This window comes from Aeromonas sp. DNP9, assembly GCF_001728955.1.
Lineage (GTDB): Bacteria > Pseudomonadota > Gammaproteobacteria > Enterobacterales > Aeromonadaceae > Aeromonas > Aeromonas veronii.
This window is the reverse complement of the sequence record NZ_LYSQ01000019.1, coordinates 59,262-74,506: the sequence shown is the minus strand read 5'-3', so window position 1 is coordinate 74,506 and position 15,245 is coordinate 59,262. Positions and strand designations below refer to the sequence as shown.

Genomic DNA, 15,245 nt, shown 5'->3' with positions numbered 1-15,245 from the left:
CGAGTCCTGCCTGAAAACGGGATCTTCATCACATCGCGTTTTACTGCGCACAAAAATCCAGTGATTAGCACATTTGTCCGATAGGGAGGGGGCGAGCGAGCCACGATAATGAACAGGTCATTTTTATCCAGTACGTCGATACGTACTCACGCATAGCTTCCGTCACCGGAAGCGGGGAGAGCGCCATGATCACCACCTTGATCAATGAACATCTGATCAACCTCGATTTGAAAGCGACGCGTAAGGAAGAGGTCTTCACCGAAATGGCCCGCCTGCTGGCGTCGCAAGGCAAAGTCAGCGACGAGCAGGCCTTTATCAAGGATCTGTGGGCCCGCGAAGAGCTGGGTAACACCGGCTTTGAAGAGGGCGTGGCCCTGCCCCACGCCAAGAGTGCGGCGGTGTGCAATCCGGCGGTCGCCATCGGCATCAGCCGCAATGGCATCGAGTACGGCGCCGAAGATGGCAAGCCGTCCCACATTTTCTTTATGATCGCCTCCCCCGATGGCGGCGCCAACCACCATATCGAAGTGCTGGCCGAGCTCTCCGGCAAGCTGATCGAAGAGGGCTTTATCGCCAAACTGCTGGCGGCAAAAACCCCGGCCGATGCGCTGGCGCTGCTGCTGACCAAGAAAGAGGAGCAGAGCGCGGCCCCGACCACCAGCAAGGGCTTTATCATCGGTGTCACCGGCTGCCCGGCTGGTATCGCCCACACCTATCTGGCGGCCGAGTCGCTGGAGCGCGCCGCCAAGGAGCTGGGTTATGAGGTGAAGGTGGAGACCAACGGCTCCATCGGCGTCAAGAACAGCCCGACCGCAGACGAGATTGCCCGCGCCACCGCCATCGTGGTCGCCTGTGACAAGCAGGTGGACATGGCCCGCTTCGCTGGCAAGCCGCTGATCAAGACCGGCGTGAAAGCCCCCATCAAGGATGGCAAGGGTCTGATCGAGCAAGCACTGAAAGCCCCCGCCTATGTGGCTGGCAAAGAAGATAAAAAAGGTGAAGAGAAGAGCGCGGGTGGCAGTTCCGATCTCTATCGCTACCTGATGAACGGCGTATCGCACATGATCCCGTTCGTGGTGACCGGCGGTCTGTTGATTGCGCTGGCACTGGCCATCGGCGGCAACCCGACCCCGAGCGGCATGCAGATCCCGGAAGGGAGCATGTGGAACCAGATCCTCAACGTGGGCGTGGCCGCCTTCACCCTGATGATCCCCATTCTGGCGGGCTATATCGCCTATGCCATCGGTGATCGTCCGGCACTGGCACCGGGCTTTATCGGCGGCTGGATCGCCAACAACGGCAGCTTCTACGGCGCGGATGCCGGTACCGGCTTTATCGGCGCCATCATCGCGGGCCTCCTGGTCGGCTATCTGGTGCGCTGGATTGCCACTCGCCAGTACCACAAGATGGTGCAGCCGCTGGTGCCGATCCTGATCGCCCCCATCGTCGGGTCGCTCTTTATCGCTGCGGTATTCATCTTCATCATCGGCGCCCCGATTGCCGACATGATGACTGGCCTGAACGGCATGCTGCTCTCCATGAGTGGTGGCAGTCTGGTGCTGCTGGGTATCGTGCTGGGTGGTATGGCTGGCTTTGATATGGGTGGCCCGGTCAACAAGGTGGCCTTCCTGTTCTCGGTCGGCATGATCGCCTCCGGTCAGACCCAGTTTATGGGTGCCATGGCCTGCGCCATCCCGGCTGCGCCCCTTGGCATGTCGCTGGCGACCGTGCTCGGTCGCAAGCTCGGAATCTTCGATGCTTCTGAAATCGAAGCGGGCAAAGCCGCCGGAGCCATGGGTCTGGTGGGTATCTCCGAAGGGGCGATTCCGTTCGCCGCCCGTGACCCGCTGGCCGTTATCCCGGCCAACATTCTGGGCAGCATGACCGCCGCCGTAATGGCCTTCCTGTTCGGCATCACCAACAGCGTTGCCCACGGTGGCCCCATCGTGGCCCTGCTGGGTGCGGTCAACAAGCCGCTGCTGGCCCTGCTCTGCATGATCTGCGGTGCCATCGTCACCGGCGTGGTGGCGGTTGCCCTGAAAAAACTGCGGGTCAAGAAGAGTGACGAGGTGACCCTGGCCAAGGCGGCCTGAGTGCCCCCTCGCCATCGCGGCTCGTAAAACATGACAAGAGGCCACCCCACGGGGTGGCCTCTTGTTTTTGGGATGGCTGGCGGGCCTTTCCCCAATATCGCCACCTGAGAATTGGTGGTCAATCAGCCCTCTCCCTTCACTTGTCCCTTAACTTCTCCCCTTACCTTTCCCTGGATCCCTTCTGGCCAATCCATCCCACCTCCCCAGCCCAGACCAGCACTCGTACAGAGCGCCAAACTGGCTGAAATGGCAGCAATTCGGCATCAGCGGTGTGATGTTTCTCACGCTTTGTCCGCGAAAGCGCAAAAACTAGGAAAATTTCCTAGCCCCACTAGGGATGGCTCTCAAGCCATTTTTTGCCCCTCTTATTAGAGTCACCTCACCTGATGTCGTGACCCGCACCGCGACGGGCAATGTGCCCCGTCATCCCGTGCCGGGCCCGGGTTTATATGGATGGAGCGTCGAGCGCAGCAACGGCTGACAGCCCCGACGTTCCGTTCCCCCTTCCGTGGCGTGACCTCGAACAACCTATCTACAAATGAGGGGCGTGGCGGAAATACCGTCTATCTCGCAGAGGATGAACGAAGATGTTGAAATTGCTCCAACAGGTCCGGGTCCCCACCCTCGACCTGCCGGTCGAAGCCCGGCGCAAGCTCTGGTTCAAGCCGTTTATGCAATCTTATCTGGTTGTATTTATTGGCTATTTGACCATGTATCTGATCCGCAAGAACTTCAACATTGCGCAAAATGACATGATCCAGGAGTACGGTCTCTCCATGACCGAGCTTGGCATGATCGGCCTTGGCTTCTCCATCACCTACGGGGTGGGCAAGACCATCGTCTCCTACTATGCCGACGGCAAGAACACCAAGCAGTTTCTGCCACTGATGCTGATCCTCTCCGCGCTGTGCATGCTGGGCTTCAGTGCCAGCATGGGCGGCACCGGTTTCAGCCTCTACTTCATGATCTTCTTCTACGCCCTGAGCGGTTTCTTCCAGAGCTGTGGCGGTTCCTGCAGTTACTCCACCATCACCAAGTGGACCCCTCGCAACAAGCGCGGCACCTATCTGGGTATGTGGAACCTCTCTCACAACGTGGGCGGTGCCGGTGCGGCCGGTGTGGCGCTGTTCGGTGCCAACTACCTGTTCGATGGCAACGTGCTCGGCATGTTTATCTTCCCCTCCATCATCGCGCTGATCGTCGGTTTTATCGGCCTGCGCTTTGGTAGCGATTCGCCGGAAGCCTATGGCCTTGGCAAGGTGGAAGAGCTGTTTGACGAAGTGGCGAGCGAAGAGGATATCGCCACCGAAGAGCAGCAGCTGACCAAGTGGCAGATCTTCGTGAAGTATGTGCTGCTCAACAAGGTGATCTGGCTGCTCTGCTTTGCCAACATCTTCCTCTACGTGGTGCGTATCGGTATCGACCAGTGGTCCACCGTCTATGCCCACCAGGAGCTGGGCTTCTCCAAAGACGTCGCTATTCAGGGCTTTACCTTCTTCGAGGTGGGCGCTCTGGTCGGCACCCTGATGTGGGGTTACCTCTCCGATCTGGCCAATGGCCGTCGAGGTCTGGTGGCCTGCGTGGCACTGGCGCTGATCATCGCCACCCTGGGTCTCTACCAGCATGCAACTACCCAGTTTATGTTCCTGGGCTCCCTGTTCACCCTGGGCTTCCTGGTGTTTGGTCCGCAGTTGCTGATCGGCGTTGCCGCCGTGGGCTTCGTACCCAAGCAGGGCATCAGCGTGGCCGATGGCGTCAAGGGCACCTTTGCCTACCTCATCGGTGACAGCTTCGCCAAACTGGGTCTGGGCATGATCGCCGATGGCACCCCCATCTTCGGTCTGACCGGCTGGACCGGCACCTTCGCCGCGCTGGATATCGCAGCCGCCGCCTGTCTGGTGCTGATGGGCTGTGTCGCGGTCGCCGAAGAGCGCAAGATCCGCCGCATCAAGCGCGAGCTGAAAGCCGCCGAACTGGCCGCCCAGACCGCCTGATAGCCATAACAACAGACGCAGATTGTTCAGGGCCACCCACAGTGGTGGCCCTTGTTGTTTAGAGCAACCAGATACCCGACTGGCCCGGCATGAGCCTGCACTGCCGTTCAAGGGGCAGGCATATCCCCATCAAGATCCCACTTTTCATATGCGCTTTTGGTAAAAGCCCCCCGCTGGCGCTATCTTGTTGCTCCCCCTTGTCAGCATCACAGAGAGCAGATGAAGATCGTCGCCGTCACCGCTTGCCCGACCGGTATCGCCCATACCTATATGGCTGCCGATGCCCTGCAAAAAGCCGCCACAGGGCTGGGACTCAAGATCAAGGTCGAAACTCAGGGCGCCATGGGCATGGAGAACATGCTGACCGCCCGCGATATTGCCAGCGCCGACCTGGTGCTGATTGCCTCCGATATTGAGATTGAGCAGAAAGAGCGCTTCCTCGGCTGCACCATCCATCAGGTGAGACTGGAAACTGTGTTGCTGGATGCCAACGCCGTACTCAAGGCCCTGCCGATCCCGGCCTGATGCTGACCCGCGAAATCACCTTCTACTGCCAGCAGGGGTTGAGCATCACCCAGGCCAAGCAGTTGAACCGGCTGGCGGGGATGTTCAAATCCACCATCCGCTGCGCCAACCTCACCCGGCGCCAGACCGTTGCCGCCAGCAACCAGCTCTCCCTGTTGACCCTCGCCACCCAGCCCGGCGATCTCTGCCAGTTGCAGATCGAAGGGTGCGATGCCGAGCTCGCCCACATGGCCTTCACCTGCTGGTGCGGGGAACTGGGTCAACCGCTGGTGCGCTCGCGCACCGCCGCACTGGCGGAGTTGCGACTGGCAAATGCCCTGCCCGACTACCATTTTGCCCTGCGCCAGCTGGCCCACAGCCCCGAACCGCAGACAAAAGCCGAAGCACTCGAGCATCTGATCGATCTGCTGCCCGCCGAGCTGGTCAGCAACAGAGCCGCGCTGGAGGAGGCGATCAGTCGGCGCGAGCAGGTCTCGGCCACCATCATCCGCCCCGGCCTTGCCATGCCTCATGTATTGAACGAAGGGATCAGCCAGCCAGCGCTGACCCTGCTCAATTGCAAGGAGCCCATTGAGTGGGGCTCTCAAATCGGGCCGGTGCAGACCATTATTCTGCTGGCGGTGCCGGTTGGTAGCGGACGGGAGACCCTGCGCCCCCTCACCCGACTGGCGCAGGCGATGATCGACGATGTGGTCAGCCACGCCCTGCTGTTGGCGGGCTCGGCCCCCGCCCGTCAGGCTATCGTCATCGAGAGCCTGCTGAGCTAGGCGAATTGGCTCTGGGCGCTACTTGTTGTAACGCCAGCCATTCATCCAGCCCTCAGCACCCTGTGGTACACTCGCTGCCATCGTCTGTTTGAAGTGTGTATCCGATGAAATCTCCCCGCTCCCGTCTCTCTGTCAGCCGTGCGCCGCGCGATAACGCCCCGCGCACGGCGGCCAAACCAACCGCACCCCGCCATGCATCCCCCCGCAAACCGGAGCTGGCCCCGGCGGATCGCAAATTGCTCCTGCTGAACAAGCCCTATATGGTGCTCTGCCAGTTCACCGACGAGGCGGGCCGCGAGACCCTCAAGGATTACATCAAAGAGCCCGGCATCTACGCCGCAGGGCGGCTCGATCGCGACAGCGAGGGGCTGCTGCTGCTCACCAACGATGGCAAGCTGCAGGCACGCCTCACCCAGCCGGGGGAGAAGACCCCCAAGACCTACTGGGTGCAGGTGGAAGGGATCCCCAGCGAGGAGCAACTGGCTGCCCTGCGCGCCGGAGTCGAGCTCAACGACGGCATGACTCTGCCCGCCGGGGCGCGCATCATGGATGAGCCTGCGGTGTGGCCGCGCAATCCCCCCATTCGCGAGCGCAAGGAGATCCCCACCTGCTGGCTGGAGATCAAGATAGTGGAGGGGCGCAACAGGCAGGTGCGGCGAATGACCGCCCATATCGGCCACCCCACCCTGCGCCTTATTCGCTATGCCATCGGTGACTGGACGTTAGATGGATTGGCCCCCGGCGAGAGCCGCGCCCTGCCCGCCCCCGAGCTGGCGCCGAGCTCCAGCAGCCGCCCGCGTCCCTCCTCATCCCATTCAGGCGCTCATACCGCCAAACCGGCAGGGGATGTGCCACGGCGGGCCAGCCAGCCGGGACGTGACGAGCCCCCCCGCAGCACTCACCCAACCGAGCGAGCAGCCACGAACCCGACCAGCGGCAAACCCCGCAGCAGCGGGCGCGGTACGGCCCGTAGACCAGCCCGCGCAGTCAATCCCAATAGCAGCGACAAGGAGTCATGATGAGCAATCAGGCAGAGCAATCGACCACCAGCTATGCCCGCATGGAGGCGCGCCTGACGGTCGCTGCAGTGGTGCAGTGGCAAGGCCGTTTTCTGGTGGTAGAAGAGGAGATAAAAGGCCAGCGCCGTTTCAACCAGCCCGCTGGCCATGTGGAGCCGGGAGAAAACCTGCTGGAAGCGGCCTGCCGCGAGCTGAAAGAGGAGACGGGTCTGACCGCCACGCCGACCGCCTGGCTTGGTACCTATCTGTTCAAACCGGCCGACAGCGAAGCCACCTATGTACGCACCGCCATCATCTTCGACCTTGAAAAAGCGCCCGGTCAGCACCATCCAGAGGATCCTGACGGCGATGTGCTGGCTTGCCACTGGCTTACGCTGGAAGAAATAGCGGAATGCAAACCGGCCCTGAGAAGCCCGCTGGTGTGGCAGTGCATTCAGGATTATCTGGCGGGTACCCGCCTGCCGCTGTCGGCGCTCAAGGCCTTTATCTAAGGCCATTTGACACTCTTTTTCGGTGACAAAGGCCAACAACAGAAAAACGATTTCCTGCTATCAGGCTCCTGATAGGAACTGCGGCATGGATATGTGACCGGGGGCGCAAAACTCTGGTAGAATACGCCCCGTTTAAACGAACTGGTAACTTCGACTAATGACAGACAACAGCCAAATCAAGGTGATCGTCGGCATGTCCGGCGGCGTGGATTCTTCCGTCTCGGCCTACCTGCTCCAGCAGCAGGGCTATCAGGTCGAAGGCTTGTTCATGAAGAACTGGGAAGAAGACGACACGGACGAGTACTGCTCTGCCGCCCAGGATTTGGCTGATGCCAAGGCCGTCTGCGACAAGCTGGGGATGAAACTCCACACCATCAACTTCGCGGCCGAGTACTGGGACAACGTGTTCGAGCACTTCCTCGAAGAGTACAAGGCTGGCCGCACGCCGAACCCGGATATCCTTTGCAACAAGGAGATCAAGTTCAAGGCGTTCCTCGAATTTGCCGCCGAAGAGCTGGGTGCCACCTACATCGCCACCGGCCACTATGTGCGCCGTGACGACAGCACCGGCCGCCCGCGCCTGCTGCGCGGTCTCGATACCAACAAGGATCAGAGCTACTTCCTCTACACCCTGAGCGAGAAGCAAGTGGGTCAGAGCCTGTTCCCGGTTGGCGATCTGGAGAAGCCGGAGGTGCGCCGCATCGCCGAACAGCTGGATCTCATCACCGCCAAGAAGAAAGACTCCACCGGCATCTGCTTTATCGGCGAGCGCAAGTTCAAGGACTTCCTGGCCAAGTTCCTGCCCGCCCAGCCCGGCAAAATCGAGACCGTGGATGGCAAGGTGATCGGCGAGCATCAGGGGCTGATGTATCACACCCTAGGCCAGCGCAAGGGGCTCGGCATCGGTGGTCGCAAAGATGCCACCGAAGAGGCCTGGTATGTGGTCGACAAAGAGGTCGAGCGCAACGTGCTGGTGGTGGCGCAGGGCGAACATCCTCGCCTCTACTCCGATGGCCTGATTGCCAGCCAATTGCACTGGGTGGATCGCACCCCCATTCGCGAGCCGCGTCGCTGCACCGTCAAGACCCGCTACCGTCAGCAGGATATCCCCTGCCTGATCCAGCCCATCGACGATGAGACCATCCGGGTCATCTTCGACGAAAAACAGGCTGCGGTGACCCCGGGCCAGTCCGCCGTCTTCTACGACGGGGAAGTGTGTCTGGGCGGCGGCATCATCGAACAACGTTTCAGCCATCCGGTCTAAGGGCTGGGCGCTCAAGAGCGTCCGCGCTGTACTCCCTTCTCCCCTCGCGGGAGAAGGGTTGGGGATGAGGGGGTAACCACCCTCACTCTGACCCTCTCCCTGAGGGAGAGGGGACAAAGAAAAAACAGCACAAGGCAGCGATACATGATTGGCAACGTCCAGGCCGGATCATGGCATCGGCCGGTGAATGAACAGAACAGGGCTGTGAAGATATGAGCGATAAATTCCAAGACAGAACCATGGCCTTTGCCGGCATCTGCCAGGCCGCGTATCTGGTGCAGAAGGTGGCCCGAGACGGCAGCTGTGACGAGGCCGCCCTGCGCGAGAGCCTCTCCAGCATTCTGGTGACCAATCCGAGCCAGCCGCTCGAGGTGTTCAACAACACCCATCTGGCCATTCGCGACGGCTACCGTGCGCTGGTCGAACAGCTGGGTGCCGACGGCAGCCAGAAGAATGCCGAGCTGACCCGCTATGTGGTGAGCCTGATTGCACTTGAGCGCAAGCTGGCCAAGCGCAAGGACATTCTCAATATGCTGGGTGAGCGGATCAGCCAGATTGGTCGCCAGCAACAGCACTTCGATCTGCTCGACGAGCAGATCCTGGCCAACATGGCGAGCATCTACAGCGATCTTATCAGCCCCATCGGGCCGCGCATTCAGGTGGCAGGCACCCCGCTGTTCCTGCAGCAGCCGCTGGTGCAGCACAAGGTGCGCGCCCTGCTGCTGGCAGGCATCCGCGCCGTGGTGCTGTGGCGCCAGCTCGGTGGCAGCCGCACCCAGATCATCTTCGCTCGCAAGAAGATGGTGGAACTGGCCAAACGTTACTAATCATCGGCTTGCGCGCAGGCAGAGGAGGACAAGGTGAACAGCCGCACATCAGCCTTGATACACCCCGACCGGCGCGCAAGTGAATACGGATCCCCCACACCAATCATCAGGAGTTCACCCCATGGAGCTGTCCGCGCTGACTGCTGTTTCCCCGATTGACGGTCGTTATGGCGACAAGGCCGATGCCCTGCGCCCTATCTTCTCCGAATTCGGCCTGCTGCGTTTTCGCGTCGAAGTCGAGGTGCGCTGGTTGCAAAAACTGGCCAGCCACGCCGGGATCCCGGAAGTCCCTGCCCTGAGCGCGGCCGCCAACGCCCTGCTCGATGGCATCGTCAGCAACTTCAACGAGAGCGACGCCGCCCGCATCAAACAGATCGAGCGCACCACCAACCATGATGTGAAAGCGGTGGAGTACTTCCTCAAAGAGAAAGTCGAAGTGAACCCGGAGCTGGCGGCTGTCAGCGAGTTCATCCACTTCGCCTGCACCTCGGAAGACATCAACAACAACTCCCACGGTCTGATGCTGAAAACTGCCCGCGAAGAGGTCATCAAGCCTTATTGCGAAAAGCTGATCAGCGAGCTCAAGCGTCTGGCTCACGAGTATCGTGACATGCCGCTGCTCTCCCGTACCCACGGCCAGCCGGCCACCCCGAGCACCATGGGCAAGGAGATGGCCAACGTCGCCTACCGTCTGGAGCGCCAGTTCAAGCAGATCATGGCGGTGGAGATCCTCGGCAAGATCAACGGTGCTGTCGGCAACTACAACGCCCACCTCAGCGCCTACCCGGATGTGGACTGGCACCAGTTCTCCGAGGAGTTTGTTACCTCCCTGGGTCTGACCTGGAACCCCTACACCACCCAGATCGAGCCGCACGACTACATCGCCGAGCTGTTCGACGCCATGGCCCGCTTCAACACCATCCTGATCGACTTCGACCGCGATGTGTGGGGTTACATTTCACTGGGCCACTTCAAGCAGCGCACCATCGCCGGTGAAATCGGCTCCTCCACCATGCCGCACAAGGTCAACCCCATCGACTTCGAGAACTCCGAAGGCAATCTGGGTCTGGCCAACGCCGTGTTCCAGCATCTGGCGAGCAAGCTGCCCATCTCCCGCTGGCAGCGAGATCTGACCGACTCGACCGTACTGCGCAATCTGGGTGTGGCTGTGGGTTACTCCCTGATTGCCTATCAGGCGACCCTGAAGGGCATCTCCAAGCTGGAAGCCAACGACGCAGCCATGGCTGCCGATCTGGATGCCAACTGGGAAGTGCTGGCCGAGCCGATCCAGACCGTGATGCGCCGCTACGGTATCGAGAAGCCTTACGAGAAGCTCAAGGAGCTGACCCGTGGTCGCCGCGTCGATGCCGAAGGGATGCGTACCTTTATCGACACCTTGGAGTTGCCGGAAGCGGTCAAGGTTGAGCTGAAGAAGCTGACCCCGGCCAACTACATCGGTGACGCCCAGCGTCTGGTTGATCTGCTGAAGTAAGCCAACCGCTACTGACGAAGGGGCCCTGTGCACGATACGCCACAGGGCCCCTGTTATTTTCCCTGCCACGGCAGGATCCCGAGTGGCTTTTCCCAAGCCCGCCTCGGGCAAAACCTCTTTGCGAGACACGAGAAACAGCATGTACGAACTCAATCTGGATATCGCTCACTTCCTCGAGCATTACTGGCAGAAGCGCCCGCTCCTTATCAAGGGCGGCTTCACCGACTTTCAGGATCCCATCAGCCCGGACGAGCTGGCAGGTCTGGCCATGGAAGAGGTGGTAGAGTCCCGCCTCGTCACCCGTTTCGACGGCAAGTGGGATGCCGCCCACGGCCCCTTCGAATCCTACGACCATCTGGGCGAAGAGAACTGGACCATTCTGGTACAGGCTTGCAACCACTGGGCTCCCGAAGTGAACGAGCTGGCGGTGCCGTTCCAGTTCATACCGGGCTGGCGCTTTGACGATGTGATGGTGAGCTTCTCCACCCCTCACGCGGGTGTCGGCCCCCACATCGACAACTACGACGTGTTCATCACCCAGGGTATCGGCAAGCGTCACTGGCGGGTTGGCGATGCCAAGCCGCTCAACGAGTTTGCCGCCCATGCCGCCCTGCTGCACTGCGAGCCGTTCGAGGCGATCATCGACGTCATCATGGAGCCGGGCGACATCCTCTACATTCCGCCCGGATTCCCCCACGAAGGCTACGCCATCGAGCCCTCCATGAACTTCTCGGTAGGCTTCCGCGCACCGGATGCCAAGGCGCTTATCTCCTCCTTTGCCGATCACCTGATCGACAACGAGGTGCGTACTGAGCGTTACGGCGATGCCGATCTCAAGCCCCGCGCCCGCCACGGCGAGATCCAGCCCCACGAGCTGCACCGTCTGCGCGAGCTGATGCAACAGGCCCTCGATGACGAGACCCTGTTCAAGGAGTGGTTCGGCACCATGATCTCCGAGGCCAAGCACGATCTGGACGTCAATCCGGTCGAGCCGGACTACAGTGCCGAGGAGGTAGCCGACCTGCTGACCCAGGGTGAGCCCGCCATCAAGGTGCCGGGCCTGCGCACCGTCTGGTTCAGCGGCGAAAGCCAGCAGTGCTATATCGATGGCGAAGCCTGGACTCTGCAGAGCGAAGATGCGGCCGCCATTTCCCTGCTGTGCGACAAGGACATCATCACTCAGGCCGACATGGTGGAGCTGGCCGATCAGGCCGGTTTCCTGCAACTGCTGACCCGACTGGTCAACCGCGGGTACTGGTTCTTCAACTGATCCTGCGATGACGGAACGATAAAAAGGCGCCTTATGGCGCCTTTTTTGTCACTCCGAGGCGGTTCAATTAACAATCGATGCGCGAAGCTGAACCCACTCTTGATGAACCGACAGGTGGTGATTTATTGAGCTAACATGGATGGGTATCATGCGTCCGTCCCTGTTCACAAGAGAAGCGCCACCATGCAAATCACCTCCCGGCCCATGCCGCTGCCTGATTACGGCAAATACCCCTCCTCTCCCGCTGTCACACCCGAGCAGGTCAGTCAGGCCCGTAACGAAGCACTGACCAAGAAGGATGAAGTGCAGGCACAGAGCGAAGAGAAAGCAACGGCTCGCAGAACCCTGGCGGTCTCTTATACGGCTAACCAGCAAGATAAAGCCGTGGTGGAGCGCTACCTGGAGGCTAGCGGTCAGGAGAGCGACAGCAAGTCGGGCCCGAGCACGGCTGATATGTATCAGGCTGCGAATCGCTACCAGCGCCAGCAGAATCTGAGCGACTACATGCAATTCCAGCAGAGCCCGCTCGCCCAGCAGATGGGTGACATGGTGGGCGAAGATAATCGCAAGGGCATCCAGCTCGATATCATTGCCTGAGCCTATTTGCTCGAATAAGCCCGGCAGGGACTGATATAAACTGAAAAAGCCCTCGATGAGGGCTCTTTCGTTATAGCTTGTCGCTGCAACGTCTCGCTAGAAATGGGACGCTTCTGCCTGCGCATCCGGCAGCTCGTCGGGAAGTTCATCAAACAGCGGGTGATAGAGCACCTCACCCTGCACACCCGCAAAACCGCGCTCCTGCAGCTCCATCGCCATAAAGCAGTCGGCAGGCACCTCATAGATGCAGTGCAGGCCAAACTCGCTAGCCGGGCGGAAACCGAAACGGCTGTAATAGGCCGGATCCCCGAGTACCACCACCCCTTTCCAGTCCATCTCAAGCGCCGTATCAAGCCCTTCACGGATGAGATCAGAGCCAATCCCCTGACCTTGCCAGTCGGGATGAACCGCGACCGGCGCCAGACCGAGCCAGGGCCCTTCCATGCCGTTAATGGTGATCGGGCTTAGCATCAGGTGCCCCATGAACTCGTACTCTTCCTCTTCGACCATGGTCACCACGGCAGCACCACATTCGCGCAGGCGGTTGACCAGTTCGGCCTCATCGGCACGACCGAAGGCAGCACTCAGCAGCTCATAAACCGGCAGCATGTCACCGGGGCGCTCGGTTCTCAACATCAGGTATTACTCCTCGTACAGCAGAGCGGGCATTATTCCACACAACGGCTGGTCATTCTGAGTACCTTTGTCCAAAAATGGGAGGGTGCACTCAGGAAAACGAGCGGCAAACTGCAGCTGCAAGGCGGTTAGTATCGCCGGGGTGACCCTGTTCATCGCCTCGCGGTAGGCCAGCCAGAGGGCGGGAGCCTCCCGCGCCAACCGCTCAAAGGTCAGTTCAGGCGTTTGATGCCAACAGCCATCCAGCTCGTCGACCAGCTCCGGCAGCTCCACCAGCAGCCGTAACTGCTGATAGCGTATCTGCGACGAGTCACCGTTGCCGCCCAGCGCCTGCGCCATCAATTGGTTGAACCAGTGGCGCCGTGATGCGCGCTCCTCGCGGCTGAGCAGATCGGGCCCCTGATGCTGCAGCGCGGCCAGTTGCAGCAACCACGCCAACCCCTGTTCATCCCTGTCTTTCAGCAAGACGCCGCCAAGATGGGACAACTGCTCCGGTTCGGCCTGCTCCAGCAGATCGACGGGGTAACAGTGCAGCGCCAGCAACCTCTCAAGATGCGGCGGCCAGAGCAGAGAGCAAGGCACCTCCCCCGCAACCCTCTCATCCACAAAGAGCGAGATGGCCAGCTTGCCGTTGGCACTCTGCCGATCCAACGTTACAGGATCGCGCAGGACCACCACGGCGATCCGCTCATCTGCCAGCCAGCGGGAAATTTCCTCGGGCAAGGGATCGGGTAAGGAGGGAGCTCGATCCAGCCGCCAGTAGCTCACCTCACACGGCTGGCGACCGCTGATATGGCGCCGCCCGCGATAGTGCATCCCCACTTTTGCCATCACCCGGCCGGAGGCTAAATTGTCTGGCATATGGCGAGCCGTCAGCGCAGGCAGTTGCAGTTGGTCAAAGGCGAACCCCTTGACCAAGCTGGCGGCCCAGGTCGCCAGACCGCGATTTTGCCAGGGCACGCCCACCCACCAGGCGAGCTCGCCATTCCAGTGCAGGGAGATCACCCCAAGCAACGCCGCACCTTGCTCCTCTGGCAAGGTGATGGCCCAGCTCCAGCCAAGGCCAAGCGCCGCCTTGCGCCAGCTGAGCGCCAGCCAGTCGCGGGCCCCCTCTGGCGGATAGGGGTGAGGAATATTGAGGGTGTAGCGGGCCAGCGCCTCGTCGCTGCAGTAGCGCACTATCTCGCGCTCATCGTCGGCCTGCAGTGGTCGCAATACGACACCTGATAGCGAATGCCCCTCAGCCAGGGTCGGCACCGTCACGCGGCGCGCCAGCAGGCGATTGAGCACGGCGCCCAAATCGGCCTCGGGGGTGAGCGGCAAATCGGCCCCCACAGGGCCAAGGGTGAGCAGTCCCTGCTCCCTGGCGAGGGTCAATAGGGAAGTAGAGGCGCTGATCAGAACCTGGCGGCTGGGATCAACATGAAAATCCGCCAGCAGATCCCCATCGAGCCAAGCAGCCAGCAGGGCCCCCGGGCAGAGCACCCCGTCAGGAGGGCTGCTCGCCCAGGGAGCATCGGTTTGATCGAGGGCGGCCGCCGCCTCTTTGCCGAGCAGCAGCTGCCAGCGATGACCCTGCTGCTGCCAGTGCAGCAACAGCGCAGCCCACTGCGGTTGCCACAGACTGGCCTCGATCAGCAATTCCATCAGCTGGCCTGACAGGCCGCTGGCAGCGTCAGATGGCGGGGATGGGCTTCGATACGGGCGATCCAGCTACGGATAGCGGGCCACCCCTGCAGAGAGAAGATCCCCTCCTCTGCCACATGGGTGTAGGCATAAAGGGCGATATCGGCGATGGTCGGCGCATCACCGCACAGGTAGGGGCTCTGTTTCAGCTGCTGCTCCATTACCGCCAGCGCCTTCTCGCCACCGGCTTTCAGCCCGTCGAGCCGCGCCTCCTGCGACTCGGGTCGGCCGAGATAGTGAACGATAAAGCGGGCCACCGCGATGTAGGGCTCATGGCTGTACTGCTCAAAGAACATCCATTTGAGCACCTCGGCCTGCTGGCGCAGATCGGTTGGCCACAAGGTACTGCCTTGCCCCAGATAGAAGAGGATGGCGTTGGATTCCGCCAGCGTCTCGCCCTGGCCAATCTCCAGCACCGGGATCTTGCCGTTGGGGTTTATGGCCAGAAATGCGGGGGTACGGGTATCCCCCGCCTGAATATCCACCTCAACCCACTCAAGGGGCAGCTTCAGCCAGCGGGCTAGCAGCCACACCTTGTAACAGTTGCCGGAACGCAGATCACCATACAGACGCATACACACTCC

The 15,245-nt window shown here is 60.9% G+C and carries 14 protein-coding genes; 11 read left to right on the top strand and 3 right to left on the bottom strand.

All coding sequences use genetic code 11. The features are described from left to right. Positions 1–185: 185 nt before the first annotated feature. The 11 genes from A9G06_RS14265 to A9G06_RS14215 all read left to right on the top strand — a co-directional run bounded on the left by A9G06_RS14265 (position 186) and on the right by A9G06_RS14215 (position 12,339). Complete coding sequence (locus A9G06_RS14265) at positions 186–2,093, top strand: fructose-specific PTS transporter subunit EIIC (protein WP_069555651.1); 1,908 nt, start codon at positions 186–188, stop codon at positions 2,091–2,093. Positions 2,094–2,680: 587 nt separating this feature from the next. Continuing rightward, positions 2,681–4,087 (top strand): hexose-6-phosphate:phosphate antiporter, encoded by a 1,407-nt coding sequence (gene uhpT, locus A9G06_RS14260; RefSeq protein ID WP_005353611.1) that lies wholly within the window; start codon positions 2,681–2,683, stop codon positions 4,085–4,087. A 219-nt stretch (positions 4,088–4,306) separates the two neighbouring features. Beyond that, entirely contained in the window at positions 4,307–4,612 is a 306-nt protein-coding gene (locus A9G06_RS14255) for a PTS fructose transporter subunit IIB (protein WP_005334611.1), read from the top strand. After that, a complete protein-coding gene (locus A9G06_RS14250; protein WP_069555650.1) occupies positions 4,612–5,379 on the top strand; it encodes a PTS sugar transporter subunit IIA in 768 nt (255 codons plus the stop codon). The genes A9G06_RS14255 and A9G06_RS14250 overlap by 1 nt, the downstream gene beginning before the upstream one ends. Before the next feature lie 104 nt (positions 5,380–5,483). Next, a complete protein-coding gene (rluE, locus tag A9G06_RS14245; protein WP_069555649.1) occupies positions 5,484–6,398 on the top strand; it encodes a 23S rRNA pseudouridine(2457) synthase RluE in 915 nt (304 codons plus the stop codon). Continuing rightward, positions 6,398–6,889 carry an NUDIX hydrolase gene (locus A9G06_RS14240; protein WP_069555648.1) on the top strand — a complete coding sequence of 164 codons (492 nt, stop codon included), beginning with the start codon at positions 6,398–6,400 and terminating at the stop codon, positions 6,887–6,889. The genes rluE and A9G06_RS14240 overlap by 1 nt, the downstream gene beginning before the upstream one ends. 157 nt (positions 6,890–7,046) lie before the next feature. Beyond that, positions 7,047–8,153, top strand: coding sequence for a tRNA 2-thiouridine(34) synthase MnmA (mnmA, locus tag A9G06_RS14235; protein ID WP_005353619.1), 1,107 nt, complete (start codon positions 7,047–7,049; stop codon positions 8,151–8,153). A gap of 212 nt (positions 8,154–8,365) precedes the next feature. Then, positions 8,366–8,980 (top strand): high frequency lysogenization protein HflD, encoded by a 615-nt coding sequence (gene hflD / locus A9G06_RS14230; protein WP_069528207.1) that lies wholly within the window; start codon positions 8,366–8,368, stop codon positions 8,978–8,980. A gap of 121 nt (positions 8,981–9,101) precedes the next feature. Next, positions 9,102–10,472, top strand: a complete 1,371-nt coding sequence (gene purB / locus A9G06_RS14225) for an adenylosuccinate lyase (RefSeq protein WP_005334624.1) — start codon at positions 9,102–9,104, stop codon at positions 10,470–10,472. Between the two features lie 139 nt (positions 10,473–10,611). Then, positions 10,612–11,742: a cupin domain-containing protein gene (locus A9G06_RS14220; RefSeq protein ID WP_069555647.1), complete on the top strand. Its 1,131-nt coding sequence runs from the start codon at positions 10,612–10,614 to the stop codon at positions 11,740–11,742. A gap of 183 nt (positions 11,743–11,925) precedes the next feature. Further along, positions 11,926–12,339: a hypothetical protein gene (locus tag A9G06_RS14215; RefSeq protein ID WP_069555646.1), complete on the top strand. Its 414-nt coding sequence runs from the start codon at positions 11,926–11,928 to the stop codon at positions 12,337–12,339. A 96-nt stretch (positions 12,340–12,435) separates the two neighbouring features. Here the strand turns inward: A9G06_RS14215 and A9G06_RS14210 are convergent, their stop codons facing one another. The 3 genes from A9G06_RS14210 to A9G06_RS14200 are packed head-to-tail and all read right to left on the bottom strand — an operon-like array spanning position 12,436 to position 15,236. Continuing rightward, positions 12,436–12,975 carry a GNAT family N-acetyltransferase gene (locus A9G06_RS14210; RefSeq protein ID WP_069555645.1) on the bottom strand — a complete coding sequence of 180 codons (540 nt, stop codon included), beginning with the start codon at positions 12,973–12,975 and terminating at the stop codon, positions 12,436–12,438. Between the two features lie 6 nt (positions 12,976–12,981). Next, a complete protein-coding gene (locus A9G06_RS14205) occupies positions 12,982–14,622 on the bottom strand; it encodes a GNAT family N-acetyltransferase (protein ID WP_069555644.1) in 1,641 nt (546 codons plus the stop codon). Further along, positions 14,622–15,236 (bottom strand): glutathione S-transferase family protein, encoded by a 615-nt coding sequence (locus tag A9G06_RS14200; RefSeq protein ID WP_069555643.1) that lies wholly within the window; start codon positions 15,234–15,236, stop codon positions 14,622–14,624. The genes A9G06_RS14205 and A9G06_RS14200 overlap by 1 nt, the downstream gene beginning before the upstream one ends. Between the last annotated feature and the right edge of the window lie 9 nt (positions 15,237–15,245).